The organism is Rahnella sp. WP5 (assembly GCF_000745615.1).
GTDB lineage: Bacteria > Pseudomonadota > Gammaproteobacteria > Enterobacterales > Enterobacteriaceae > Rahnella > Rahnella aceris.
Genome location: NZ_JQJR01000021.1, coordinates 1 through 19,604 on the forward strand (window position 1 = coordinate 1; position 19,604 = coordinate 19,604).

The 19,604-nt window shown below is 48.5% G+C and carries 31 protein-coding genes; 6 read left to right on the plus strand and 25 right to left on the minus strand.

Features of this window, described 5'->3' with window-relative positions:
- Positions 1–508 precede the first annotated feature (508 nt).
- Positions 509–1,051, plus strand: a complete 543-nt coding sequence (locus tag EX31_RS15945) for a gamma carbonic anhydrase family protein (protein WP_037035578.1) — start codon at positions 509–511, stop codon at positions 1,049–1,051.
- 51 nt (positions 1,052–1,102) lie between these two features.
- Here the strand turns inward: EX31_RS15945 and aroE are convergent, their stop codons facing one another.
- From aroE to dprA, 5 genes are read right to left on the minus strand one after another with little or no spacing between them, the layout of a single operon-like run.
- Entirely contained in the window at positions 1,103–1,930 is an 828-nt protein-coding gene (gene aroE / locus EX31_RS15950) for a shikimate dehydrogenase (protein ID WP_013573719.1), read from the minus strand.
- Between the two features lie 3 nt (positions 1,931–1,933).
- A complete protein-coding gene (tsaC, locus tag EX31_RS15955; protein ID WP_037035579.1) occupies positions 1,934–2,503 on the minus strand; it encodes an L-threonylcarbamoyladenylate synthase type 1 TsaC in 570 nt (189 codons plus the stop codon).
- Positions 2,496–3,056, minus strand: a complete 561-nt coding sequence (locus tag EX31_RS15960; protein ID WP_037035580.1) for a DNA topoisomerase family protein — start codon at positions 3,054–3,056, stop codon at positions 2,496–2,498. The genes tsaC and EX31_RS15960 overlap by 8 nt, the downstream gene beginning before the upstream one ends.
- Before the next feature lie 24 nt (positions 3,057–3,080).
- Positions 3,081–3,554, minus strand: coding sequence for a DUF494 family protein (locus EX31_RS15965; protein ID WP_013573716.1), 474 nt, complete (start codon positions 3,552–3,554; stop codon positions 3,081–3,083).
- Entirely contained in the window at positions 3,526–4,695 is a 1,170-nt protein-coding gene (dprA, locus tag EX31_RS15970; RefSeq protein ID WP_037035581.1) for a DNA-protecting protein DprA, read from the minus strand. Before dprA ends, EX31_RS15965 begins: the two co-directional genes overlap by 29 nt.
- A 128-nt stretch (positions 4,696–4,823) precedes the next feature.
- Here dprA and def point away from each other — a divergent pair, with 128 nt between their 5' ends.
- The 5 genes from def (at position 4,824) to mscL (ending at position 9,643) form a co-directional block, all read left to right on the plus strand.
- Complete coding sequence (gene def, locus EX31_RS15975; protein ID WP_013573714.1) at positions 4,824–5,336, plus strand: peptide deformylase; 513 nt, start codon at positions 4,824–4,826, stop codon at positions 5,334–5,336.
- Between the two features lies 1 nt (position 5,337).
- Complete coding sequence (gene fmt / locus EX31_RS15980) at positions 5,338–6,297, plus strand: methionyl-tRNA formyltransferase (RefSeq protein ID WP_197060735.1); 960 nt, start codon at positions 5,338–5,340, stop codon at positions 6,295–6,297.
- Positions 6,298–6,372: 75 nt separating this feature from the next.
- Positions 6,373–7,662, plus strand: coding sequence for a 16S rRNA (cytosine(967)-C(5))-methyltransferase RsmB (gene rsmB / locus EX31_RS15985; protein WP_037035584.1), 1,290 nt, complete (start codon positions 6,373–6,375; stop codon positions 7,660–7,662).
- 60 nt (positions 7,663–7,722) lie between these two features.
- The gene (gene trkA / locus EX31_RS15990) at positions 7,723–9,099 is read left to right on the plus strand and encodes a Trk system potassium transporter TrkA (RefSeq protein WP_013573711.1); all 1,377 of its coding nucleotides are present in this window, start codon (positions 7,723–7,725) and stop codon (positions 9,097–9,099) included.
- Positions 9,100–9,226: 127 nt separating this feature from the next.
- Positions 9,227–9,643 carry a large-conductance mechanosensitive channel protein MscL gene (gene mscL / locus EX31_RS15995; protein ID WP_037035585.1) on the plus strand — a complete coding sequence of 139 codons (417 nt, stop codon included), beginning with the start codon at positions 9,227–9,229 and terminating at the stop codon, positions 9,641–9,643.
- A gap of 15 nt (positions 9,644–9,658) precedes the next feature.
- On the opposite strand, the gene EX31_RS16000 is transcribed toward mscL, so the two are convergent.
- The 20 genes from EX31_RS16000 to rplN form a co-directional block, all read right to left on the minus strand.
- Positions 9,659–9,859 (minus strand): alternative ribosome-rescue factor A, encoded by a 201-nt coding sequence (locus EX31_RS16000; protein ID WP_037035586.1) that lies wholly within the window; start codon positions 9,857–9,859, stop codon positions 9,659–9,661.
- Between the two features lie 96 nt (positions 9,860–9,955).
- The gene (gene zntR / locus EX31_RS16005; protein WP_013573708.1) at positions 9,956–10,372 is read right to left on the minus strand and encodes a Zn(2+)-responsive transcriptional regulator; all 417 of its coding nucleotides are present in this window, start codon (positions 10,370–10,372) and stop codon (positions 9,956–9,958) included.
- Between the two features lie 2 nt (positions 10,373–10,374).
- Positions 10,375–10,743, minus strand: a complete 369-nt coding sequence (locus tag EX31_RS16010) for a DnaJ family domain-containing protein (protein ID WP_037035604.1) — start codon at positions 10,741–10,743, stop codon at positions 10,375–10,377.
- 172 nt (positions 10,744–10,915) lie between these two features.
- Positions 10,916–11,305, minus strand: coding sequence for a 50S ribosomal protein L17 (gene rplQ / locus EX31_RS16015; protein ID WP_013573706.1), 390 nt, complete (start codon positions 11,303–11,305; stop codon positions 10,916–10,918).
- Between the two features lie 40 nt (positions 11,306–11,345).
- The gene (gene rpoA, locus EX31_RS16020) at positions 11,346–12,335 is read right to left on the minus strand and encodes a DNA-directed RNA polymerase subunit alpha (protein WP_002919219.1); all 990 of its coding nucleotides are present in this window, start codon (positions 12,333–12,335) and stop codon (positions 11,346–11,348) included.
- 25 nt (positions 12,336–12,360) lie between these two features.
- On the minus strand, positions 12,361–12,981 hold the full coding sequence (rpsD, locus tag EX31_RS16025; RefSeq protein WP_013573705.1) for a 30S ribosomal protein S4: 621 nt from the start codon (positions 12,979–12,981) through the stop codon (positions 12,361–12,363).
- 30 nt (positions 12,982–13,011) lie between these two features.
- Positions 13,012–13,401, minus strand: a complete 390-nt coding sequence (gene rpsK, locus EX31_RS16030; protein ID WP_004929731.1) for a 30S ribosomal protein S11 — start codon at positions 13,399–13,401, stop codon at positions 13,012–13,014.
- Positions 13,402–13,418: 17 nt separating this feature from the next.
- Positions 13,419–13,775, minus strand: a complete 357-nt coding sequence (rpsM, locus tag EX31_RS16035) for a 30S ribosomal protein S13 (protein ID WP_013573704.1) — start codon at positions 13,773–13,775, stop codon at positions 13,419–13,421.
- 148 nt (positions 13,776–13,923) lie between these two features.
- Positions 13,924–14,040, minus strand: coding sequence for a 50S ribosomal protein L36 (rpmJ, locus tag EX31_RS25430; RefSeq protein WP_002227352.1), 117 nt, complete (start codon positions 14,038–14,040; stop codon positions 13,924–13,926).
- 33 nt (positions 14,041–14,073) lie between these two features.
- Positions 14,074–15,405: a preprotein translocase subunit SecY gene (secY, locus tag EX31_RS16040; RefSeq protein WP_013573703.1), complete on the minus strand. Its 1,332-nt coding sequence runs from the start codon at positions 15,403–15,405 to the stop codon at positions 14,074–14,076.
- Between the two features lie 7 nt (positions 15,406–15,412).
- The gene (gene rplO / locus EX31_RS16045; RefSeq protein WP_013573702.1) at positions 15,413–15,847 is read right to left on the minus strand and encodes a 50S ribosomal protein L15; all 435 of its coding nucleotides are present in this window, start codon (positions 15,845–15,847) and stop codon (positions 15,413–15,415) included.
- Positions 15,848–15,850: 3 nt separating this feature from the next.
- Positions 15,851–16,030: a 50S ribosomal protein L30 gene (gene rpmD, locus EX31_RS16050; protein WP_013573701.1), complete on the minus strand. Its 180-nt coding sequence runs from the start codon at positions 16,028–16,030 to the stop codon at positions 15,851–15,853.
- 6 nt (positions 16,031–16,036) lie between these two features.
- Positions 16,037–16,537, minus strand: a complete 501-nt coding sequence (rpsE, locus tag EX31_RS16055; protein WP_013573700.1) for a 30S ribosomal protein S5 — start codon at positions 16,535–16,537, stop codon at positions 16,037–16,039.
- 14 nt (positions 16,538–16,551) lie between these two features.
- The gene (gene rplR / locus EX31_RS16060) at positions 16,552–16,905 is read right to left on the minus strand and encodes a 50S ribosomal protein L18 (RefSeq protein ID WP_013573699.1); all 354 of its coding nucleotides are present in this window, start codon (positions 16,903–16,905) and stop codon (positions 16,552–16,554) included.
- A 9-nt stretch (positions 16,906–16,914) separates the two neighbouring features.
- A complete protein-coding gene (gene rplF / locus EX31_RS16065; protein ID WP_013573698.1) occupies positions 16,915–17,448 on the minus strand; it encodes a 50S ribosomal protein L6 in 534 nt (177 codons plus the stop codon).
- Between the two features lie 13 nt (positions 17,449–17,461).
- Positions 17,462–17,854 (minus strand): 30S ribosomal protein S8, encoded by a 393-nt coding sequence (gene rpsH, locus EX31_RS16070; RefSeq protein ID WP_013573697.1) that lies wholly within the window; start codon positions 17,852–17,854, stop codon positions 17,462–17,464.
- A gap of 33 nt (positions 17,855–17,887) precedes the next feature.
- Positions 17,888–18,193: a 30S ribosomal protein S14 gene (rpsN, locus tag EX31_RS16075; RefSeq protein WP_013573696.1), complete on the minus strand. Its 306-nt coding sequence runs from the start codon at positions 18,191–18,193 to the stop codon at positions 17,888–17,890.
- 13 nt (positions 18,194–18,206) lie between these two features.
- Complete coding sequence (gene rplE, locus EX31_RS16080) at positions 18,207–18,746, minus strand: 50S ribosomal protein L5 (RefSeq protein WP_013573695.1); 540 nt, start codon at positions 18,744–18,746, stop codon at positions 18,207–18,209.
- Positions 18,747–18,760: 14 nt separating this feature from the next.
- Entirely contained in the window at positions 18,761–19,075 is a 315-nt protein-coding gene (gene rplX, locus EX31_RS16085) for a 50S ribosomal protein L24 (protein ID WP_013573694.1), read from the minus strand.
- 10 nt (positions 19,076–19,085) lie between these two features.
- Positions 19,086–19,457, minus strand: coding sequence for a 50S ribosomal protein L14 (gene rplN / locus EX31_RS16090; RefSeq protein WP_008457164.1), 372 nt, complete (start codon positions 19,455–19,457; stop codon positions 19,086–19,088).
- Positions 19,458–19,604 lie beyond the last annotated feature (147 nt).

A 19,604-nucleotide genomic window follows, 5' to 3' on the forward strand; every position in this document is an offset into this window, starting at 1 on the left:
TTCAACAAGTGAAGCGGTGCTCAGAGATTACTTCGTAATAATTCAACTAAATGAATTACTGCTTGGTCACTCTAAGACTTGATATTTTTTGCCACCGAGGTGGCTGATATCGTCTTGTGAGTGCCCACACAGATTGTCTGATAAATTGTTAAAGAGCAGTGAGTTACGCGCTTTCGCTTGCTAACTCGAGGTGGCGTATATTACGCTTTCCTCATTCAGTGTCAACCGTTTATTTTATCCGGTTGCCGCTGTTTTTAATCTTTCCGACCCGGTCACTTCGTGATGTTGTTCACGTTGTTCCCTGTCGATGGAGCGGCATTATAGGGATCCGAATTTTTTGCACAAGCCTTTTTTCCAATAAAAGGATCGACTGCGTGTTTTTCGACCCCTTCGCAGAGATCTCACCCGATCTGCTGTTTTTAACGCCGATCTTATCGCCCCTCAATTGGTATTTCCCCCGACCCGAACTATATTGCCAAGATTAATACTCACTTACGGGGTACTTCAGATGTCTCAGACTTTACGTTCTTATCAGGGATTAACACCAACATTGGGTGAACGAGTGATGGTGGATCCCTCAAGCGTGGTGATTGGCGATGTGGATATGGCTGATGACGTCAGTATCTGGCCACTGGTTGTAATACGTGGTGATGTGAATAATGTGGTTATCGGCTGTCGGACTAATGTGCAGGATGGAAGTGTGCTCCATGTGACTCATCAGTCACGACATAATCCCGAGGGGCACCCTCTTATTATTGGGGAAGACGTCACTGTCGGGCATAAGGCGATGCTGCATGGTTGCACGATCGGAAACAGAGTTTTGGTCGGAATGGGATCAATACTGCTGGACGGGGCTATCGTCGAAGACGATGTCATGATTGGCGCAGGCAGTCTGGTTCCACCTGGGAAAACACTCGAAAGTGGCTACCTCTATTTAGGAAGTCCTGTTAAGCAGATACGAGAACTGACTTCTGATGAACTCGCAGGACTGACATACTCTTCTAATAATTATGTGACATGGAAAGATCTCTATCTTTCACAGGAGCAATAAGAAGCGTACTGCCTGAACAGTAATAAATCTGATTGTTCAGGCATTTCACAATCACCCCAGCAAGTCTTTCTTTAGCTCCTCAAGCACTGGTTCTATTTGGGGCATCACCCCATGCCACAGATAAAAAGCGTGCGCTGCCTGCCCCACCAGCATCCCCAGCCCGTCTGCATAATGAGTTACCCCATTATTTTTCGCCCAGGTGATAAAAGGCGTTAAACCCGACTGATAAAACATGTCGTAGACGCGGGTCTGCGTCGTCAGCACACTTTCGGGGATCTCTGGGATCTGACCTTTAATACCCGATGCAGTAGCATTAATGATCAGATCGAAAGATTCATCAGCCAGATCGGCCAAAGCAATAGCCCGGATATCCCCTTTCTTTTCGAAAATATGGCTCAGGTGCTGTGCGCGTTCAAACGTCCGGTTAGTAACAACAACCGGGCAGCCGTAGTACAGTAAAGGAAGTATCACCCCACGCGCAGCGCCACCGGCGCCAATCAGAAGAACCCGGTCCCCTCGCTTTAAAAGCGCCAGCCGTTCAAGATCATTCAACATGCCGATGCCGTCGGTGTTATCCCCAAGCAATCGCCCATCTTCGAACTTTTTAAGCGTATTCACAGCACCGGACATGGCAGCCCGCTCGGTCAGCTCATCTGACTCAGCAAAAGCGCGCTCTTTAAAAGGTACTGTAATATTTGCCCCCAGTGCTCCGTTTTCAAAAAAGGAACGCAGCGTCTCTTCAAACGCTTCTTGCGGGGCCAGAACCGTGCCATATGTATGGTCGATCCCCGTCTGACGGGCGAAAAGCGCATGAATGCGAGGGGATTTGCTATGGCCGATCGGATTCCCAAATACCGCAAAAGATGGCGTGACTTTCATTTGTTAACCTTGACGAATAAGGTTGCCAGTGAGGGCATCCCGAATTTCAGATGGATTATCTCTTCCTCCCACATCGCCATCCAGAACGGGAAAATCTTTCCCAAACTGAAGCCTGACTTCTTCAGACAAACGGCAAGGAGGTTGCCCGTTCAGGTTCGCACTGGTTGAAACCAGTGGTTTTCCAAATTTTTGGCAGAGTTCTTTTACCAGAGGATGGTCTGTGACACGCACCGCCAGCGAAGTGAAACGGCCGGTAAGCCAATCAGGTGTCGAGGGTTTTGCAGGCATAACCCAGGTAACGGGGCCTGGCCAGAATGAAACGACATGCGCAAGCTGTTGCTCCGTTAAAGATGAGTCATCAATATAAGGAAGGAGCTGCTGATAATTGTCAGCAATCAGAATGAGTCCTTTATCTTTTGGACGTTTTTTCAGCGCCAGCAATGCCTCGACGGCTTGTTCGCTATCTGGGTCACACCCCAACCCGAAAACCGCTTCCGTTGGATAAGCAATAACATGCTGTCCGTGAAGCGCCTCAAGCACTGCACTCAATGATTTTTCTGTCTCTTTATTCATCTTGTTCGTTATCTTTTATTTCTACGGCTTTGCCGCACAATTTACTGGCACAGAATAACTTAATCCCCTGAGCCGTTTTCTTTTCCATCAACAATGGGTAATGGCAATGAACACATTCTCCTGCAACTGGCTTATTATTGATGGCAAACTGACATTCCGGGTAACGATCACAGGCGTGGAATACTTTGCCAAAACGTGATTTGCGCTGTAACAGATGACCCTTTCCACATTGCGGGCAGCCCAGAGTAGTTTCTTCAGGTTTATCGATAGCTTCAATATGATCGCATTCAGGATACTGACTGCAACCAATAAACATGCCGTAACGCCCCTGCCGCAGCACCAAAGTGGAGTCACATTTAGGGCATGCCTGTCCTTCCAGGATTTTCACAATATGCCCATCCGCCTGTGATTTCAGGGGACGAACATACTGACATTGCGGGTAGGATGAACAACTGAGAAAGGGGCCGTGGCGACCACTACGGATCACCAAATCGGCCCCACATGCTGGACAGGATCCATTTTGCTTATCAGCAAAAAGTGCTGCTTTTGTCATATGTTACGTTTTACCTGTTATCTCTTAGTGCAGATAACCTTCATTAACTTCAAATAATAGCTCTTCCATTTGCTGATACGCTCTTTCATATCCGGGAATATTAAACAGAACCATCAGCACGACCCACTTCAGATCCTCAAGATCGAATTCTTCAGTGTCCAGAGCCATAACACGATCGATAACCATCTCTCTGGTATCGAAATTCAATACTTTGATTTGTTCCAGAAACAGCAAAAAACCACGACAACTGCTATCTAACCGACTCGTTTCCTCATCGGTATACACACGTAATGCTGAAGGATCAGAATCCAGCATATAAGATGGGGTTCCACCCTCTTGCATGTCCGCAAGTTTTTCAAGCCAATTCAGCGCATTGTGAATATCAGCCCGGTGAAAACCAGCCTCGGCCAAGTCATCCGTTAACCTATCCTCGTCAACATTCATCTCCGCTTCGTTGTGAATGTAAGTTTCAAATAAGTACATTAGTACGTCGAACATGGCTTGCCCTCTTAATTCGGACATAGCCGCCGGGTACAGCTGCGATCCATCCTGCTAACTCCAGTTCGAGTAGTTTACCTACAACTTCTGGCACAGGTTGGCCGGCACGTTCGGCGACGACGTCAACAGATGTCACCTCATATTCTACGTTAGCCAACACATCAGCAAATGGCAATTCAACTTCGCTATCTGGCGCACAAATATTCACCTCTGGCGCATCAGAGTGACTATCCGGAGGCATTTTCAAGGATTCTGACGCTTTGATATTTGGAAACCAGGTCAGCCCGCTCCCTATATGTTCGGCGATATCATTGGGCTCAGTCACCAGATAAGCACCCTGCTGAATAAGCCAGTGTGTTCCTTCGCAGGTTGCACTTCCCAGCGGGCCTGGCAACGCGAACACTTCCCTTCCTTGCTCCAGTGCATAGCGTGCAGTAATCAATGAGCCGCTGCGCAGCGTGGCTTCGATAACAAGTACACCCGCACTCAACCCGCTGATAACCCGGTTACGGCGGGGAAAGTGGGCAGCTAAAGGCGGCGCCGTCACCAGATGTTCTGAAACCAGAGCTCCTCCCTGCTCGAGGATGCGATCTGCGAGCTTCAGATGACAGGGTGGGTAGCGCTTCATCAGTCCGCTTCCCAACACAGCAATCGTCTTACCCTGAGCTTCTAGTGTTGCCTTATGGCTGATTCCATCAATTCCCATTGCCAGACCGCTTGTCACGGTAAAACCACTGCTGACCAGCCCCCCTGCAAATACGTGTGCATATTGTTCGCCATAATGTGAGTAATCGCGGCTTCCCACCATCGCTATTTGCGGGGATAGCAGTAATTCAGCGGCTCCTTCTGCGAACAAAATCAGAGGCGGGGAGGATATTTGTGCTAACAGCGGGGAATAAAACTCGCTACCAAAAGTAATAAGATGACAATTCTCTCCTTCCAGCCATTTCAATGATTCAACTAACCAGCGCTGATTAATATGCTGAAAATCGGCTATTTGTTCTGGGAGAAGCCCACTGTTTGCTAATTCTGAGGACGAATAAATGCCCCGGCAGAATAAGGTCTGAATGATCCCCATAGCGTGATGAGGATCGAGGCGTTTTACCACCGACAAACGTATCCATGCTTCCTGTAATGTCATTATCCATTCCCTTCTCAAGGCCTTTCAGCGACTGATACAATTGGCAGAGGATGCTGTCAATCTGGGCAGGAAATGTCTAGAATAGAGTCTATATATCTTCAATCAATTGAATAAAGATCCAGAAAAATATGTCCGTATTACAGATATTACATTTCCCAGACGAGCGGCTTCGCATAACGGCAAAACCGGTCAAAGAAGTTAATGCTGAAATCCAGCAGATCGTGGATGATATGTTTGAAACCATGTATGCAGAGGAAGGCATTGGCCTTGCTGCAACTCAGGTCGATATTCATCAGCGTATCATCGTGATTGATGTCTCTGAAAACCGCGACGAGCGTCTGGTTCTCATCAACCCTGAATTGCTGGAAAAGAGCGGCGAAACAGGGATTGAAGAAGGCTGTCTGTCGATCCCTGATCAACGGGCGCTGGTGCCGCGTGCTGAAAAAGTAAAAATCCGCGCGCTTGACCGTGACGGTAAAACCTTCGAGCTTGAAGCCGATGACCTGCTGGCAATTTGTATCCAGCATGAAATGGATCATCTGGTAGGTAAATTATTCGTGGATTACTTGTCTCCGTTGAAACGTCAGCGTATTCGCCAGAAAATGGAAAAAATGGCCAAGCTGAACGCACGGGCTGACTAATATTCGTGTAACACAGGACACTGCTTTGCGAATCATATTTGCCGGTACTCCGGACTTTGCAGCGCGTCATCTTGACGCGCTTTTATCATCAGAAAATCAGGTTGTCGGTGTTTTCACTCAGCCCGATCGCCCTGCTGGCCGCGGTAATAAACTTACCGCAAGTCCGGTTAAAGTTCTGGCTCAAACCCACGACATCCCGGTTTTCCAGCCTAAATCCTTGCGCCCGGAAGAGAATCAGTCTCTGGTTTCCGCGCTTAAGGCGGACATTATGGTAGTCGTTGCTTATGGTTTGATCCTGCCAAAAGCCGTGCTTGATATGCCGAAATTGGGCTGCATCAATGTGCATGGCTCATTATTGCCACGTTGGCGTGGCGCAGCACCGATTCAGCGATCTCTTTGGGCAGGTGATACAAAAACAGGTATCACCATCATGCAGATGGATGTCGGCCTTGATACCGGCGATATGCTGCACAAAGTAGAATGTGACATTCTCCCCGAGGATACCAGCGCATCGCTTTACAACAAGCTGGCTGAGCTGGGCCCACAGGGTATGCTTGAAACATTACAGCAGTTGGCGAACGGCTCAGCAAAACCTGAAGTTCAAAGCGAAGAGCACGTAACCTACGCTGAGAAACTCAGCAAGGAAGAAGCCCGCTTAGACTGGAATCTATCGGCCGAACAACTTGAACGCTGTATTCGTGCATTTAACCCATGGCCCGTCAGCTTCTTTATGATTGATGATCAGCCTGTGAAAGTCTGGCAGGCTGAATGTCTGTCAGGAAAAAGCAGCGCTGCACCCGGGACTATTGTTGCTGCCGACAAAAAGGGTATTCAGATTGCAACATCCGATGGCATCCTGAACATCACCCAGTTACAACCCTCAGGTAAAAAAGCAATGTCCGCACAGGATTTGCTGAACTCTCGTCGCGAATGGTTTATCGAAGGCACGCGTTTAGCCTGACCATAACGACTACGCCCGATATTTCGTCGGGCCTTATCTCTTTGATAATGCTGGCTCCGGTCAGCTTTTTTGACTATGAAAACAGCCTATAATCTCCGTAGCATTGCTGCTCAAGCCATCAGCCAGGTTTTGGACAAAGGATTATCCCTGTCCACTGTTCTTCCTGGTCTGCAGAAAAACGTCTCAGAAAAAGATCGCGGACTCCTTCAGGAGCTGTGCTTTGGTACGCTTCGCGTCCTCCCACAGTTGGAATGGTGCTTGCAGCAACTGATGGCAAAACCTCTCACTGGTAAGCAAAGAACATTGCATTACTTACTGATGGTGGGTCTGTATCAGCTGATCCATACCCGGATTCCGGCACACGCCGTACTGGCTGAAACTGTTGACGGTGCCGTTGCGCTAAAACGCCCTCAGCTAAAAGGTCTGATCAACGGCGTGTTGCGTCAGTTTCAGCGGCAGCAGGAAGAATTGCTTCAACGCATGGCCAACAATGACAGCCGCCATCTCCACCCGAGCTGGCTTCTTAACCGCCTGAAAAAAGCTTACCCCACTGACTGGGAAAGTATCGTTGATGCCAATAATCAAAGGCCGCCGATGTGGCTGCGCGTCAACAGGCTGCATCACACACGCGACGAGTACCTACACCTGTTAAACGAAGTACACATCGAAGCAGTTCCGCATCCGGAATACCGCGATGCATTACGGCTGAACACGCCATGTCAGGTAAACCTTCTTCCGGGATTCACAGAAGGCTGGGTCACCGTTCAGGATGCTTCGGCACAAGGCAGTGTTGATCTGCTGGATCCACAGAATGGCGAATTGATCCTCGACTTATGTTGCGCGCCGGGCGGGAAAACTACCCATATTCTGGAAGCTGCACCTAAAGCGCATGTTCTCGCTGTTGATGTGGATGAGCAACGTTTGAAACGTGTTCATGAAAACCTTCAGCGTTTGAAACTCAGCGCGGAAGTGAAGCAAGGCGATGGGCGCGAGCCGCAGATTTGGGCAGGTGATCGCATTTTCGACCGCATTCTTCTCGATGCCCCCTGTTCAGCGACGGGCGTTATCCGCCGGCATCCTGACATCAAATGGCTGCGCAGGGACAGCGATATTGCCGAACTCGCCAGCCTCCAAAAAGAAATTCTTGATGCCGTCTGGCCACGGCTAAAAAGTAAAGGGATCATGGTGTACGCCACCTGTTCGATTTTGCCGGATGAAAACTGCCAGCAAATAGCCTCATTCCTCGAATCACATCAGGATGCTACGCTGGTTGAAACCGGAACGATGGAAAAACCGGGCCGACAGAATCTTCCACATCCTGAAGATGGCGATGGATTCTATTACGCTAAACTTGTTAAAAGCTGAATATCTCGTATTAGTGCTGTTTACTCAGGCTAATACCTTCGAGGCAAAGCAGAGAGTCATATGAAAATAATCATTCTCGGGGCCGGGCAAGTTGGCGGAACACTTGCCGAAAACCTGGTAGGTGAAAACAACGACATCACGGTTGTCGACACGAATACCATCCGGCTGCGTCAGCTTCAGGATAAGTTTGACCTGCGTGTAGTCCAGGGGCACGGTTCTCACCCTCGTGTACTTCGCGAAGCCGGCGCCGAAGATGCAGATATGCTGGTAGCTGTGACGAATTCCGATGAAACTAATATGGTCGCCTGCCAGATTGCCTATTCACTGTTTAACACACCAAACCGCATTGCCCGTATCCGTTCAACTGAATATATCCGTGAATCTGAAAAACTTTTCCATCCGGAAGCCGTGCCTATCGACCACCTGATTTCTCCGGAGCAACTGGTCACGGATTATATCTACAAACTCATTGAGTATCCGGGTGCACTACAGGTGGTGAATTTCGCAGAAGGCAAAGTCAGTATTGCGGCGGTAAAAGCCTATTACGGTGGGCCTTTAGTCGGTAATGCACTCTCTTCAATGCGTGAACACATGCCGCACATTGAAACGCGGGTTGCAGCCATTTTCCGCCAGGATCGTCCTATTCGCCCCCAGGGTTCAACCATTATCGAAGCCGGTGATGAAGTATTCTTTGTGGCCGCTTCTCAGCATATCCGTGCAGTCATGAGCGAGCTTCAGAGGCTCGAAAAACCTTATAAACGAATCATGATCGTAGGTGGCGGCAATGTCGGGGCGGGGCTTGCACAACGGCTTGAGAAGAATTACAGCGTAAAACTCATCGAGCGGGATCAGCAGCGAGCCGCAGAGCTTGCAGAGATATTGCAAGATACGATTGTCTTCTACGGTGATGCCTCGGATCAGGAATTGCTGGCTGAAGAGCATATTGAACAAGTGGATGTATTCATCGCTATTACCAATGATGATGAAGCGAACATCATGTCCGCAATGCTGGCCAAGAGGATGGGCGCGAAAAAGGCGATGGTTCTCATCCAGCGCAGTGCATATGTCGATTTGGTGCAGGGCAGCGTCATCGATATTGCAATTTCGCCTCAGCAGGCAACGATTTCAGCGTTGCTTGGACACGTCAGAAAAGCAGACATCGTCAGTGTTTCATCGCTGAGGCGCGGTGTCGCGGAAGCCATTGAAGCAATTGCACATGGCGATGAGACAACATCAAAAGTTGTGGGTCGTACCGTGGAACAAATCAAACTGCCACCAGGTACAACGATTGGGGCTATTGTGCGCGGTAATGAGGTTATTATTGCCAACGGCACCAGCAGGATCCAACAGGGTGACCATGTTGTGATGTTTATTACCGATAAGAAGTTTGTCAGGGATGTTGAACGGCTGTTCCAGCCAAGCCCATTCTTCTTATAAATTGCACCTTTTGTTAATCGAATTTAGCGTTAATTGAGTTTCAGATGAGAAGTTTTGTAGCGAAGACCCTGCAAATGGTCTTTACTTGGTTTGACATATTTGATGAATTTGCCAAGGAGTAGTATTTATGAGTTTTATGAAAGAGTTTCGTGAGTTTGCCATGCGCGGCAACGTGGTCGACCTGGCAGTCGGTGTTATCATCGGCGCCGCTTTTGGCAAAATAGTATCGTCATTTGTCGCTGATATTATTATGCCACCGCTAGGCTTGCTGATTGGCGGAGTTGATTTTAAGCAGTTTGCTTTTGTCCTCAGGGAGGCCCAGGGAGCAGCACCCGCAGTAGTCATGCATTACGGGGTATTCATTCAGAACGTGTTTGATTTCATCATTGTTGCACTGGCCATATTCTGCGCAATTACCTTGATGAATAAAATGCGTCGTAAGCAGGAAGATAAGCCCGCTGCACCACCTAAACCAACAGCGGAAGAAGCTCTGTTAGCGGAAATTCGTGATTTGCTGAAAGAGCAGCAGGCACCGAAACTGTAATTCTGCTTAGACTGATTAGAAGGGCAGTGTTGAATACTCAAACGAACACTCAACACTGCCCTCCAGATAACTCCCCTTCCCATTTTTCTCTTTGCGACGGTAGCTCCCTTTCCCTTTTTGATTTTTCTCAACACGCTGTTTGAACAGTGGATCATGAAGAAGCGCTTGTAACGCGTTATTCTGAATGATGCCTTTTTGATGCTTATAATGGCTCATAAAACCTCGATATGATTAATAGTAGTGAACAAAATGCGCACACATCATACTGCTATAATCCTGACTATGAAAGTGGCTATTATACGACCAGAACATTCAAGCTACTTTACCCGCTCCATCCTCTAATGCTTCTAAAATAGAGCAACTTACGCTCGTATGTGAGGAGCCACAACAAGCGGCACTCAATCTTTGCAGGGATTCACGCATCTGATTAAGCTCCTTTAATTTAAGCTCAACCTCTGCGAGTCGTTCATCCACAATAGACTTTGACTCCTGACAAGTATGATGCAAAGGATCGATTCGAATAGAAAGTAACTCCTTGATTGCATCAAGCGTAAAACCTGTAGATTTGGCATAGCGGATGAAGCGTAAGCGCTGCACATCGCTTTCATCATATTGCCGATAACCTGATGTATTACGTGTGCCCGTTCCCATCATTCCCTGCTTTTCATAGTAACGAATAGTATCTGTGGACACGCTGGCCAGCCTGGCAAGTTCACCAATTTTATACATGTCTATTTCCCTCTCAATTTATCCTTCAGTGCATTTTTGTAATGCCCCCGAAGAAAGTCAGTGTTCATACCTGCCTGCTGTAAACGCATTTGTAAAACCTTCAGACGCTTTTCTGCGGGAAGAAACTTTGGATCATCACTGTCTAACATGTTCAGTAGATGATCCAAATCGATCGCCTCTTTTCGATCCTGCAACTCAGGCGGCAAATAGCCTGCATTTTTCAAGATACGATAGGACGTTCTGAGCTCCTCCGGAACTGCGCTCTCGTCATCCATGATAAGGGGACGGCCATTTCCAGGAAGGTTATCAAATTCACCCTTTTCCTGAGCATCTTTGATGTGCTTTTCAACCCACTGATCAATTAGAAACATGATTTCGCCTTTGTCACATTGAACGAGCCATCTTAGATCATAGCTGGAAGCGACGCGCTGGAAAAGAGAGTGGAATTTAGCATGGTGAAAACTGGGAAGAAAAGGTTTAGAAACGTGAATTTTAGATGTAAAAAAACCGGGCAAAAGCCCGGTTTTTTCATGCATCTACAGATTATTCAGCAGTTGCTACTTCTGCTTTTGACTCTGCACGATCAACGAGCTCGATGTATGCCATCGGCGCATTGTCGCCTGCACGGAAGCCACACTTAAGAATACGAGTGTAACCACCAGCACGGCTCGCGAAACGCGGGCCCAGTTCATTAAACAGTTTTGCCACGATCTCGTTATCACGAGTACGGGCGAATGCCAGACGACGATTTGCAACATTGTCTGTCTTGGCAAGAGTAATCAGCGGCTCAACAACGCGACGCAGCTCTTTCGCTTTCGGCAGGGTCGTCTTGATGATCTCATGACGAACCAAAGAGCCGGCCATGTTACGGAACATAGCCTGTCGGTGGCTGCTGTTACGGTTCAGTTGACGACCACTCTTACGATGGCGCATGACCTTATCCTTCTCAGTAAAACCTTAACCTGTGATCCGGTTACTCGTCAGCAATACTTGCTGGTGGCCAGTTTTCCAGGCGCATGCCCAGAGACAAACCACGGGAAGCAAGTACGTCTTTGATCTCAGTAAGAGATTTTTTACCCAGGTTAGGTGTTTTAAGTAACTCAACCTCGGTACGCTGTACCAGATCACCGATGTAGTGGATTGCTTCTGCCTTAAGGCAGTTAGCAGAGCGGACAGTCAATTCCAGATCGTCAACAGGGCGCAGCAGGATTGGATCGAATTCCGGCTTCTCTTCTTTGACTTCCGGTTGACGTACATCACGTAAATCAACGAAAGCTTCAAGTTGTTCAGCAAGAATGGTTGCCGCACGACGGATCGCCTCTTCAGGATCGATCGTACCGTTGGTTTCCATTTCGATAACCAGCTTGTCCAAATCAGTACGCTGTTCTACACGCGCTGCCTCAACATTGTAGGCAATTCGCTCTACAGGGCTGTAGCATGCATCTACTAACAGACGACCAATTGGGCGCTCATCTTCTTCCGAATGAATTCGGGCAGACGCCGGCACATAACCACGACCGCGCTGAACTTTGATACGCATGCTAATTGCAGCGTTCTCATCGGTCAGGTGGCAGATGACATGTTGCGGCTTGACGATTTCGACATCACCATCATGGGTAATGTCGGCTGCAGTCACAGGGCCAATGCCAGACTTATTCAGGGTAAGAATAACTTCATCTTTCCCTTGAACTCTCACCGCCAGCCCTTTCAGGTTGAGCAGGATCTCCAGGATATCTTCCTGTACGCCTTCTTTGGTGCTGTACTCATGCAGTACACCATCAATCTCAACCTCGGTCACCGCGCAACCCGGCATGGATGAAAGCAGAATACGGCGCAGTGCGTTGCCTAAAGTATGGCCAAAGCCACGTTCTAAAGGCTCAAGGGTCACCTTGGCGTGCGTCGAACTGACTTGCTCGATATCTACCAGGCGCGGTTTTAGAAACTCTGTCACAGAACCCTGCATTGTGTCCTCTCTTTGGTACTAAGCTTTACTTGGAGTAAAGCTCGACGATCAGGTGTTCGTTAATGTCGGAAGACAGATCAGTACGTTCAGGCATACGCTTGAACACACCTTCCATCTTAGCAGCATCAACTTCAAGCCAAGTCGGCTTTTCACGCTGTTCAGCCAACTCCAAAGCGGCCTTCACGCGAGATTGCTTTTTAGCTTTCTCACGGATGCTGACAACGTCATTCGGAGATACCTGATAAGAAGCGATGTTAACAACGCGACCGTTTACCATAATAGCTTTGTGGCTAACTAACTGGCGGGATTCCGCACGAGTAGCGCCGAAGCCCATACGATAAATGACGTTGTCCAAACGACCTTCAAGCAGTTGCAACAGGTTTTCACCAGTGTTGCCTTTCAGGCGTGCTGCTTCTTTATAATAGTTACGGAACTGACGCTCCAGAACACCGTAAGTACGGCGAACTTTTTGCTTTTCACGTAACTGTACACCGTAGTCAGACAGACGCGGCTTACGCGCACCATGCTGACCAGGAGCTTGTTCGATTTTACACTTGGTATCGATCGCGCGAACGCCAGATTTAAGGAATAAATCTGTGCCCTCACGACGGCTAAGCTTGAGCTTAGGACCCAAATATCTTGCCATTTTCTCTCTCCAACAAACCTAAAAGCAGCGTTATACGCGACGCTTTTTCGGCGGACGACAACCGTTATGAGGGATAGGAGTCACATCAGTAATATTAGTGATGCGGAAACCAGCCGCGTTTAATGCGCGGATAGTAGACTCACGACCAGGACCAGGTCCTTTAACCATAACTTCCAGATTCTTGATACCGTATTCTTTCACTGCGTCAGCGCAGCGCTCTGCTGCAACCTGAGCTGCGAACGGAGTGGATTTACGAGAACCACGGAAACCGGAACCACCAGCTGTTGCCCAACCCAAAGCATTACCCTGACGATCGGTAATGGTAACAATGGTGTTGTTGAAAGAAGCATGGATATGAGCCACGCCGTCAGAGACTTGTTTTCTTACACGTTTACGTGTACGAACAGGTGCCTTTGCCATTTATTCAATCACCCCGATTATTTCTTGATCGGTTTACGCGGACCCTTACGGGTACGTGCGTTAGTCTTGGTACGCTGACCGCGTACTGGAAGACCACGACGATGACGCAAACCACGATAAGTCCCAAGGTCCATAAGACGCTTGATGCTCAGGGTGACTTCACGACGCAGATCACCTTCAACAATGAACTTGGCAACTTCGTCACGCAGTTTTTCGATTTGCTCTTCAGACAGCTCACTGATCTTAACATTTTCAGCAATACCGGATGCAGCACAGATAGACTGTGAGCGGGTTTTGCCGATACCGTAGATCGAAGTTAATGCGATTACAGTATGTTTCTGATCAGGAATGTTAATGCCTGCTATACGGGCCACTATGCACTCCTACTATTTATATACGGCAACACCATTCTGAAAAGCCCGTTTTCAGGATACTCAAATAGTATTGCTGCTTACATACAAAAGATTGGCTGGCTAATCTAGCCAGCTCAACCCAACTTTGCAAGAAAAATATGCGAGATAATCAGCCTTGACGCTGTTTATGCTTCGGTTCTGCACTGCAGATTACGCGAACGACACCGTTACGCTTAACAATTTTGCAGTTACGACATAATTTCTTGACGGAAGCACGAACTTTCATTTTTACTCTCCGTAACTTCGCAAACTCACCAGATTAGCGGTTATAGCCTTTCAGGTTTGCTTTCTTCAATGCAGACTCATACTGACTTGACATCATCAGAGTTTGCACTTGAGCCATAAAGTCCATTATAACGACGACTACGATCAGTAGAGAAGTACCACCAAAGTAGAATGGAACTTTCATCGCGTCACGCATGAACTCCGGGATAAGGCAGATGAAAGTAATATACATCGCACCAATTAAGGTTAAGCGAGTCATTACTTTATCGATGTACTTCGCCGTTTGCTCTCCCGGACGAATTCCTGGTACAAATGCACCGGACTTCTTCAGGTTATCTGCTGTCTCACGCGGGTTGAAAACCAACGCAGTATAAAAGAAACAGAAGAAGATGATTGCAGTCGCATAGAGTAACACATAAAGCGGTTGTCCAGGCTGCAAATACAGCGAAATCGTAGTCAGCCAGTTCCAACCAGTCCCACCCCCAAACCATGATGCAATCGTGGCAGGGAACAGAATAATGCTGGAAGCGAAGATCGCTGGGATAACCCCGGCCATATTCACTTTCAACGGTAAGTGCGTGCTCTGTGCTGCATAGACACGACGACCTTGTTGGCGCTTAGCATAGTTAACGACGATACGACGTTGACCACGTTCAACAAACACCACAAAGAAAGTCACTGCAAACACTAAAACTGCAACCAACAGCAACAGGAGGAAGTGCAGGTCGCCTTGCCGAGCTTGTTCGATAGTATGGGCAATCGCTGGCGGGAGACCCGCTACGATACCTGCAAAGATTATGATGGAAATACCGTTACCGATACCTCGTTCAGTAATCTGCTCCCCCAGCCACATCAGGAACATTGTCCCGGTCACTAAGCTCACAACTGCAGTAAAGTAGAACGCAAAGCCTGGATTTAACACCAGACCCTGCATACCAGGCATGTTCGGCAGACCGGTTGCAATACCGATTGACTGAAACACTGCCAATACCAGCGTACCGTAACGGGTGTACTGGCTAATCTTACGACGGCCAGCCTCCCCTTCTTTCTTTATTTCAGCTAACGCTGGATGAACCACCGTTAACAGCTGGATAATGATCGATGCCGAAATATACGGCATGATCCCCAGAGCAAAGATTGAAGCACGGCTAAGGGCACCACCAGAGAACATATTAAACATTTCAATGATGGTACCTCTTTGCTGCTCGAGCAATTTGGCAAGTACAGTGGCATCAATACCAGGGATCGGAATAAAAGAGCCGATACGGAAAACAATCAGCGCACCGATAACAAACAAAAGTCTGCGCTTCAGTTCGCCTAGTCCACCCTTGGCACTTTGAAAATCTAATCCCGGTTGCTTAGCCATCTGCTACTTATTCCTCAATTTTACCGCCAGCAGCTTCGATAGCAACACGAGCGCCTTTGGTGACACGCAAACCACGCAGAGTTACCGCACGACCGACTTCGCCAGAAAGGATTACTTTCGCGAACTCGATCTGGATACCAACCACGTTAGCGGCTTTCAGCGCGTTCAGGTCGATCACGTCGCCTTCCACCAGAGCCAGTTCAGACAGACGAACTTCTGCCGTGATCATAGCTTTGCGGGAGGTGAAGCCGAATTTCGGCAAACGACGATATAAAGGCATCTGACCACCTTCAAAACCACGACGTACGCCACCACCAGAACGTGAGTTCTGACCTTTGTGACCACGACCGCCGGTTTTACCCAGGCCAGAACCAATACCACGACCTACACGCCTTGGCGCTTGTTTGGCACCATCAGCCGGAGACAGAGTATTTAAACGCATCTCTTACTCCTCAACCTTAACCATGTAGGAAACCAGGTTGATCATACCGCGTACAGCAGGAGTATCCTCGCGCTCAACGGTGTGACCAATACGACGCAGACCCAGGCCCAGCAGAGTAGCTTTATGCTTCGGCAGACGGCCAATGGAACTGCGAGTTTGTGTAACTTTAATAGTCTTTGCCATGGTTAATTACCCCAGAATTTCTTCAACGGATTTACCACGCTTGGCAGCGACCATTTGTGGGGATTTCATATTTGCCAAAGCATCGATAGTTGCACGAACCACGTTGATCGGGTTGGTGGAACCATAAGCTTTAGCCAATACGTTATGAACCCCTGCAACTTCCAGGACGGCGCGCATTGCACCACCGGCGATAATACCGGTACCTTCGGAAGCCGGCTGCATGAACACACGGGAACCCGTATGAGCACCTTTAACAGGATGCTGCAGGGTGCCGCTATTCAGCGCGACATTCATCATGTTGCGACGGGCTTTTTCCATCGCTTTCTGGATCGCTGCCGGAACTTCGCGTGCTTTGCCGTAGCCAAAACCAACGCGACCGTTACCATCACCAACGACTGTCAGTGCGGTAAAGCTGAAGATACGGCCACCTTTTACGGTTTTAGATACGCGGTTTACCGCGATCAGCTTTTCCTGCAGTTCGCCAGCTTGTTTTTCGATGTGAGCCATCTTAAACCTCTTCCTTAGAACTGAAGGCCAGCTTCACGGGCAGCATCTGCCAGTGCCTGGACTCGACCATGATATTGGAAACCGGAACGGTCAAAGGATACTTTCGTAATCCCTTTTTCCAATGCGCGTTCTGCGATAGCTTTACCTACAGCAGTGGCAGCATCTTTGTTGCCGGTATACTTCAGTTGCTCAGTGATAGTTTTTTCTACAGTAGATGCAGCAACTATTACTTCAGAACCGTTTGGTGCGATAACCTGTGCGTAAATATGACGCGGGGTACGATGTACCACCAGACGAGTCGCACCCAATTCTTTGAGCTTGCGGCGTGCGCGGGTCGCACGACGGATACGAGCAGATTTCTTATCCATAGTGTTACCTTACTTCTTCTTAGCCTCTTTGGTACGCACGACTTCGTCGGCGTAACGGACACCCTTGCCTTTATAAGGCTCAGGACGACGGTAGGCACGTAAATCCGCAGCAACCTGACCGATAACCTGTTTATCAGCGCCTTTCAGCACGATTTCAGTTTGGGTCGGACATTCTGCAGTGATGCCTTCCGGCAGTTGATGATCGACCGGGTGAGAGAAGCCTAAGGCTAAATTCACCACGTTGCCTTTAACAGCAGCACGATAACCAACACCTACCAGTTGAAGCTTTTTAGTGAAGCCGTCGGTAACACCTACAACCATAGAGTTCAACAGTGCACGAGTGGTACCCGCTTGGGCCCAACCGTCTACAGCGCCTTCGCGTGGAGCGAAAGTCAGTGTATTTTCTTCCTGCTTAACTACAACAGCGTCATGGATAGTACGTGACAGCTCGCCGTTTTTACCCTTAATCGAAATAACCTGACCGTTGAGTTTTACCTCTACGCCGGCAGGAATGACGACGGGTGCTTTTGCAACACGAGACATTCTTTCCTCCCAATTAAGCTACGTAGCAGATAATCTCGCCACCAAGACCAGCCTGGCGAGCTGCACGATCGGTCATAACACCTTTAGAGGTAGAAATAACAGCGATACCCATACCGGCCATAACTTTTGGCAGCTCATCTTTTTTCTTGTAGATGCGCAGGCCTGGACGGCTGATACGTTGAATGCTTTCTACCACTGCCTTGCCCTGGAAGTACTTCAGTACTAATTCCAGTTCAGGCTTAGCGTCGCCTTCGATTTTAAATTCTTCAATGTAGCCTTCTTCCTTCAGCACGTTGGCAATAGCCACTTTCAGCTTGGAGGAAGGCATGGTGACCGCAACTTTGTTCGCGGCTTGACCGTTACGGATACGGGTCAGCATATCCGCGATCGGATCTTGCATGCTCATCTGTCTTTACTCCCGTGATTCAATTGGTGACAATTACCAGCTAGCCTTCTTAAGACCCGGAATTTCACCGCGCATAGCGGCTTCACGGACCTTAATACGGCTCAACCCGAACTTCCGCAGGAAAGCATGCGGACGACCAGTTTGACGGCAGCGGTTACGCTGACGAGACGGGCTGGAATCACGCGGCAGAGACTGCAGCTTAAGAACTGCATCCCAACGATCTTCGTCGGATGAGTTCACACCAGAGATAATAGCTTTCAATTCCTCGCGTTTAGCGCGGTATTTATCAGCCAGTTTTACGCGAACGACTTCGCGTGCTTTCATGGATTGCTTAGCCATTAGTAACCCTGCCTTACTTGCGGAACGGGAAGTTAAAGGCTGTCAGCAATGCACGGCCTTCATCATCGGATTTCGCAGTAGTGGTGATAGTAATATCTAAACCACGAACGCGATCGACTTTATCATAATCGATTTCCGGGAAGATGATCTGTTCACGCACGCCCATGCTGTAGTTACCACGACCATCGAAAGACTTAGCAGACAAGCCGCGGAAGTCACGAATACGTGGAACAGCAATGGAGACCAGACGCTCAAAGAACTCCCACATGCGTTCGCCGCGGAGGGTTACTTTACAGCCGATCGGATAGCCCTGACGAATTTTGAAGCCTGCAACTGATTTGCGTGCTTTGGTGATCAACGGTTTTTGACCGGAGATTGCTGCCAGGTCAGCTGCTGCGTTATCCAGCAGTTTCTTGTCAGCGATCGCTTCACCAACACCCATGTTCAGGGTGATCTTCTCGACCCGAGGGACTTGCATGACAGAATTGTAACCAAACTCAGCCATGAGTTTTTTTACGACATCGTCTTTGTAGTAATCATGCAGTTTCGCCATCGTACTACTCCAAATTACTTGATAGTTACGCTGTTAGATTTGAAGAAACGGACTTTTTTGCCATCTTCAAATCTAAAGCCTACACGGTCCGCCTTACCAGTAGCCGTGTTGAAGAGAGCAACGTTAGAAACCGGAATTGCAGCTTCTTTTTCAACGATGCCGCCTGGTTGGTTCAGGGCCGGTACAGGCTTCTGATGTTTCTTAACCAGGTTGATACCTTCAACAATGACTTTGCCAGAAGACAGTACATTTTTTACTTTACCGCGCTTACCTTTATCTTTACCGGTAAGCAGGATAACTTCGTCATCACGACGGATTTTCGCTGCCATGGTTCGCTCCTTAGAGTACTTCTGGTGCCAGAGAGATAATTTTCATGAACTTCTCATTACGCAGTTCACGAGTTACCGGCCCAAAAATACGCGTGCCGATTGGCTGCTCGCTGTTATTGTTTAAAATAACGCATGCATTACCATCGAAGCGAATGACAGAACCGTCCGGGCGACGAACACCCTTCTTGGTGCGCACCACTACCGCCTTCAGCACATCGCCTTTCTTCACCTTACCGCGAGGAATTGCTTCCTTGATGGTAATTTTGATGATGTCGCCGACGCCTGCGTAGCGACGGTGCGAGCCACCTAGAACCTTGATACACATTACGCGACGTGCACCGGAGTTGTCGGCCACGGTCAGCATAGTCTGTTCTTGGATCATGTTAGTGCTCCGCTAATGTCAACTACAACTTTAGGACCCAGGATAGGTCGTTAAGAAATCCCCACAATATGAGGGCGCGGCATTATAACACCGGTTCCCGATTATGGGTAGAAAAAATAAACGGCCCACGTACATGAGCCGTTTATC

Bases quoted from the DNA above. Each gene is read 5' to 3' on its own strand.
- rplR (WP_013573699.1), bottom strand. From the start codon at position 16,905: ATGGATAAGAAATCTGCTCGTATCCGTCGTGCGACCCGCGCACGCCGC.
- EX31_RS16000 (WP_037035586.1), bottom strand. From the start codon at position 9,859: ATGAGCCATTATAAGCATCAAAAAGGCATCATTCAGAATAACGCGTTA.
- rplN (WP_008457164.1), bottom strand. From the start codon at position 19,457: ATGATCCAAGAACAGACTATGCTGACCGTGGCCGACAACTCCGGTGCA.
- rpoA (WP_002919219.1), bottom strand. From the start codon at position 12,335: ATGCAGGGTTCTGTGACAGAGTTTCTAAAACCGCGCCTGGTAGATATC.
- rpsN (WP_013573696.1), bottom strand. From the start codon at position 18,193: ATGGCTAAGCAATCCATGAAAGCACGCGAAGTCGTTCGCGTAAAACTG.
- rplO (WP_013573702.1), bottom strand. From the start codon at position 15,847: ATGCGTTTAAATACTCTGTCTCCGGCTGATGGTGCCAAACAAGCGCCA.
- rpmJ (WP_002227352.1), bottom strand. From the start codon at position 14,040: ATGAAAGTTCGTGCTTCCGTCAAGAAATTATGTCGTAACTGCAAAATT.
- rpsK (WP_004929731.1), bottom strand. From the start codon at position 13,401: ATGGCAAAGGCACCTGTTCGTACACGTAAACGTGTAAGAAAACAAGTC.
- rsmB (WP_037035584.1), top strand. From the start codon at position 6,373: ATGAAAACAGCCTATAATCTCCGTAGCATTGCTGCTCAAGCCATCAGC.
- EX31_RS15960 (WP_037035580.1), bottom strand. From the start codon at position 3,056: ATGACAAAAGCAGCACTTTTTGCTGATAAGCAAAATGGATCCTGTCCA.
- tsaC (WP_037035579.1), bottom strand. From the start codon at position 2,503: ATGAATAAAGAGACAGAAAAATCATTGAGTGCAGTGCTTGAGGCGCTT.
- rpsD (WP_013573705.1), bottom strand. From the start codon at position 12,981: ATGGCAAGATATTTGGGTCCTAAGCTCAAGCTTAGCCGTCGTGAGGGC.
- dprA (WP_037035581.1), bottom strand. From the start codon at position 4,695: ATGACATTACAGGAAGCATGGATACGTTTGTCGGTGGTAAAACGCCTC.
- EX31_RS16010 (WP_037035604.1), bottom strand. From the start codon at position 10,743: ATGTTTCTAATTGATCAGTGGGTTGAAAAGCACATCAAAGATGCTCAG.
- aroE (WP_013573719.1), bottom strand. From the start codon at position 1,930: ATGAAAGTCACGCCATCTTTTGCGGTATTTGGGAATCCGATCGGCCAT.
- secY (WP_013573703.1), bottom strand. From the start codon at position 15,405: ATGGCTAAGCAACCGGGATTAGATTTTCAAAGTGCCAAGGGTGGACTA.
- rpsH (WP_013573697.1), bottom strand. From the start codon at position 17,854: ATGAGCATGCAAGATCCGATCGCGGATATGCTGACCCGTATCCGTAAC.
- rplQ (WP_013573706.1), bottom strand. From the start codon at position 11,305: ATGCGCCATCGTAAGAGTGGTCGTCAACTGAACCGTAACAGCAGCCAC.
- rplF (WP_013573698.1), bottom strand. From the start codon at position 17,448: ATGTCTCGTGTTGCAAAAGCACCCGTCGTCATTCCTGCCGGCGTAGAG.
- def (WP_013573714.1), top strand. From the start codon at position 4,824: ATGTCCGTATTACAGATATTACATTTCCCAGACGAGCGGCTTCGCATA.
- mscL (WP_037035585.1), top strand. From the start codon at position 9,227: ATGAGTTTTATGAAAGAGTTTCGTGAGTTTGCCATGCGCGGCAACGTG.
- rpsE (WP_013573700.1), bottom strand. From the start codon at position 16,537: ATGGCTCACATCGAAAAACAAGCTGGCGAACTGCAGGAAAAGCTGATC.
- EX31_RS15965 (WP_013573716.1), bottom strand. From the start codon at position 3,554: ATGTTCGACGTACTAATGTACTTATTTGAAACTTACATTCACAACGAA.
- EX31_RS15945 (WP_037035578.1), top strand. From the start codon at position 509: ATGTCTCAGACTTTACGTTCTTATCAGGGATTAACACCAACATTGGGT.
- rplE (WP_013573695.1), bottom strand. From the start codon at position 18,746: ATGGCGAAACTGCATGATTACTACAAAGACGATGTCGTAAAAAAACTC.
- rplX (WP_013573694.1), bottom strand. From the start codon at position 19,075: ATGGCAGCGAAAATCCGTCGTGATGACGAAGTTATCCTGCTTACCGGT.
- zntR (WP_013573708.1), bottom strand. From the start codon at position 10,372: ATGTATAAAATTGGTGAACTTGCCAGGCTGGCCAGCGTGTCCACAGAT.
- trkA (WP_013573711.1), top strand. From the start codon at position 7,723: ATGAAAATAATCATTCTCGGGGCCGGGCAAGTTGGCGGAACACTTGCC.
- rpmD (WP_013573701.1), bottom strand. From the start codon at position 16,030: ATGGCAAAGACTATTAAAGTTACACAAACTCGCAGTTCCATTGGCCGT.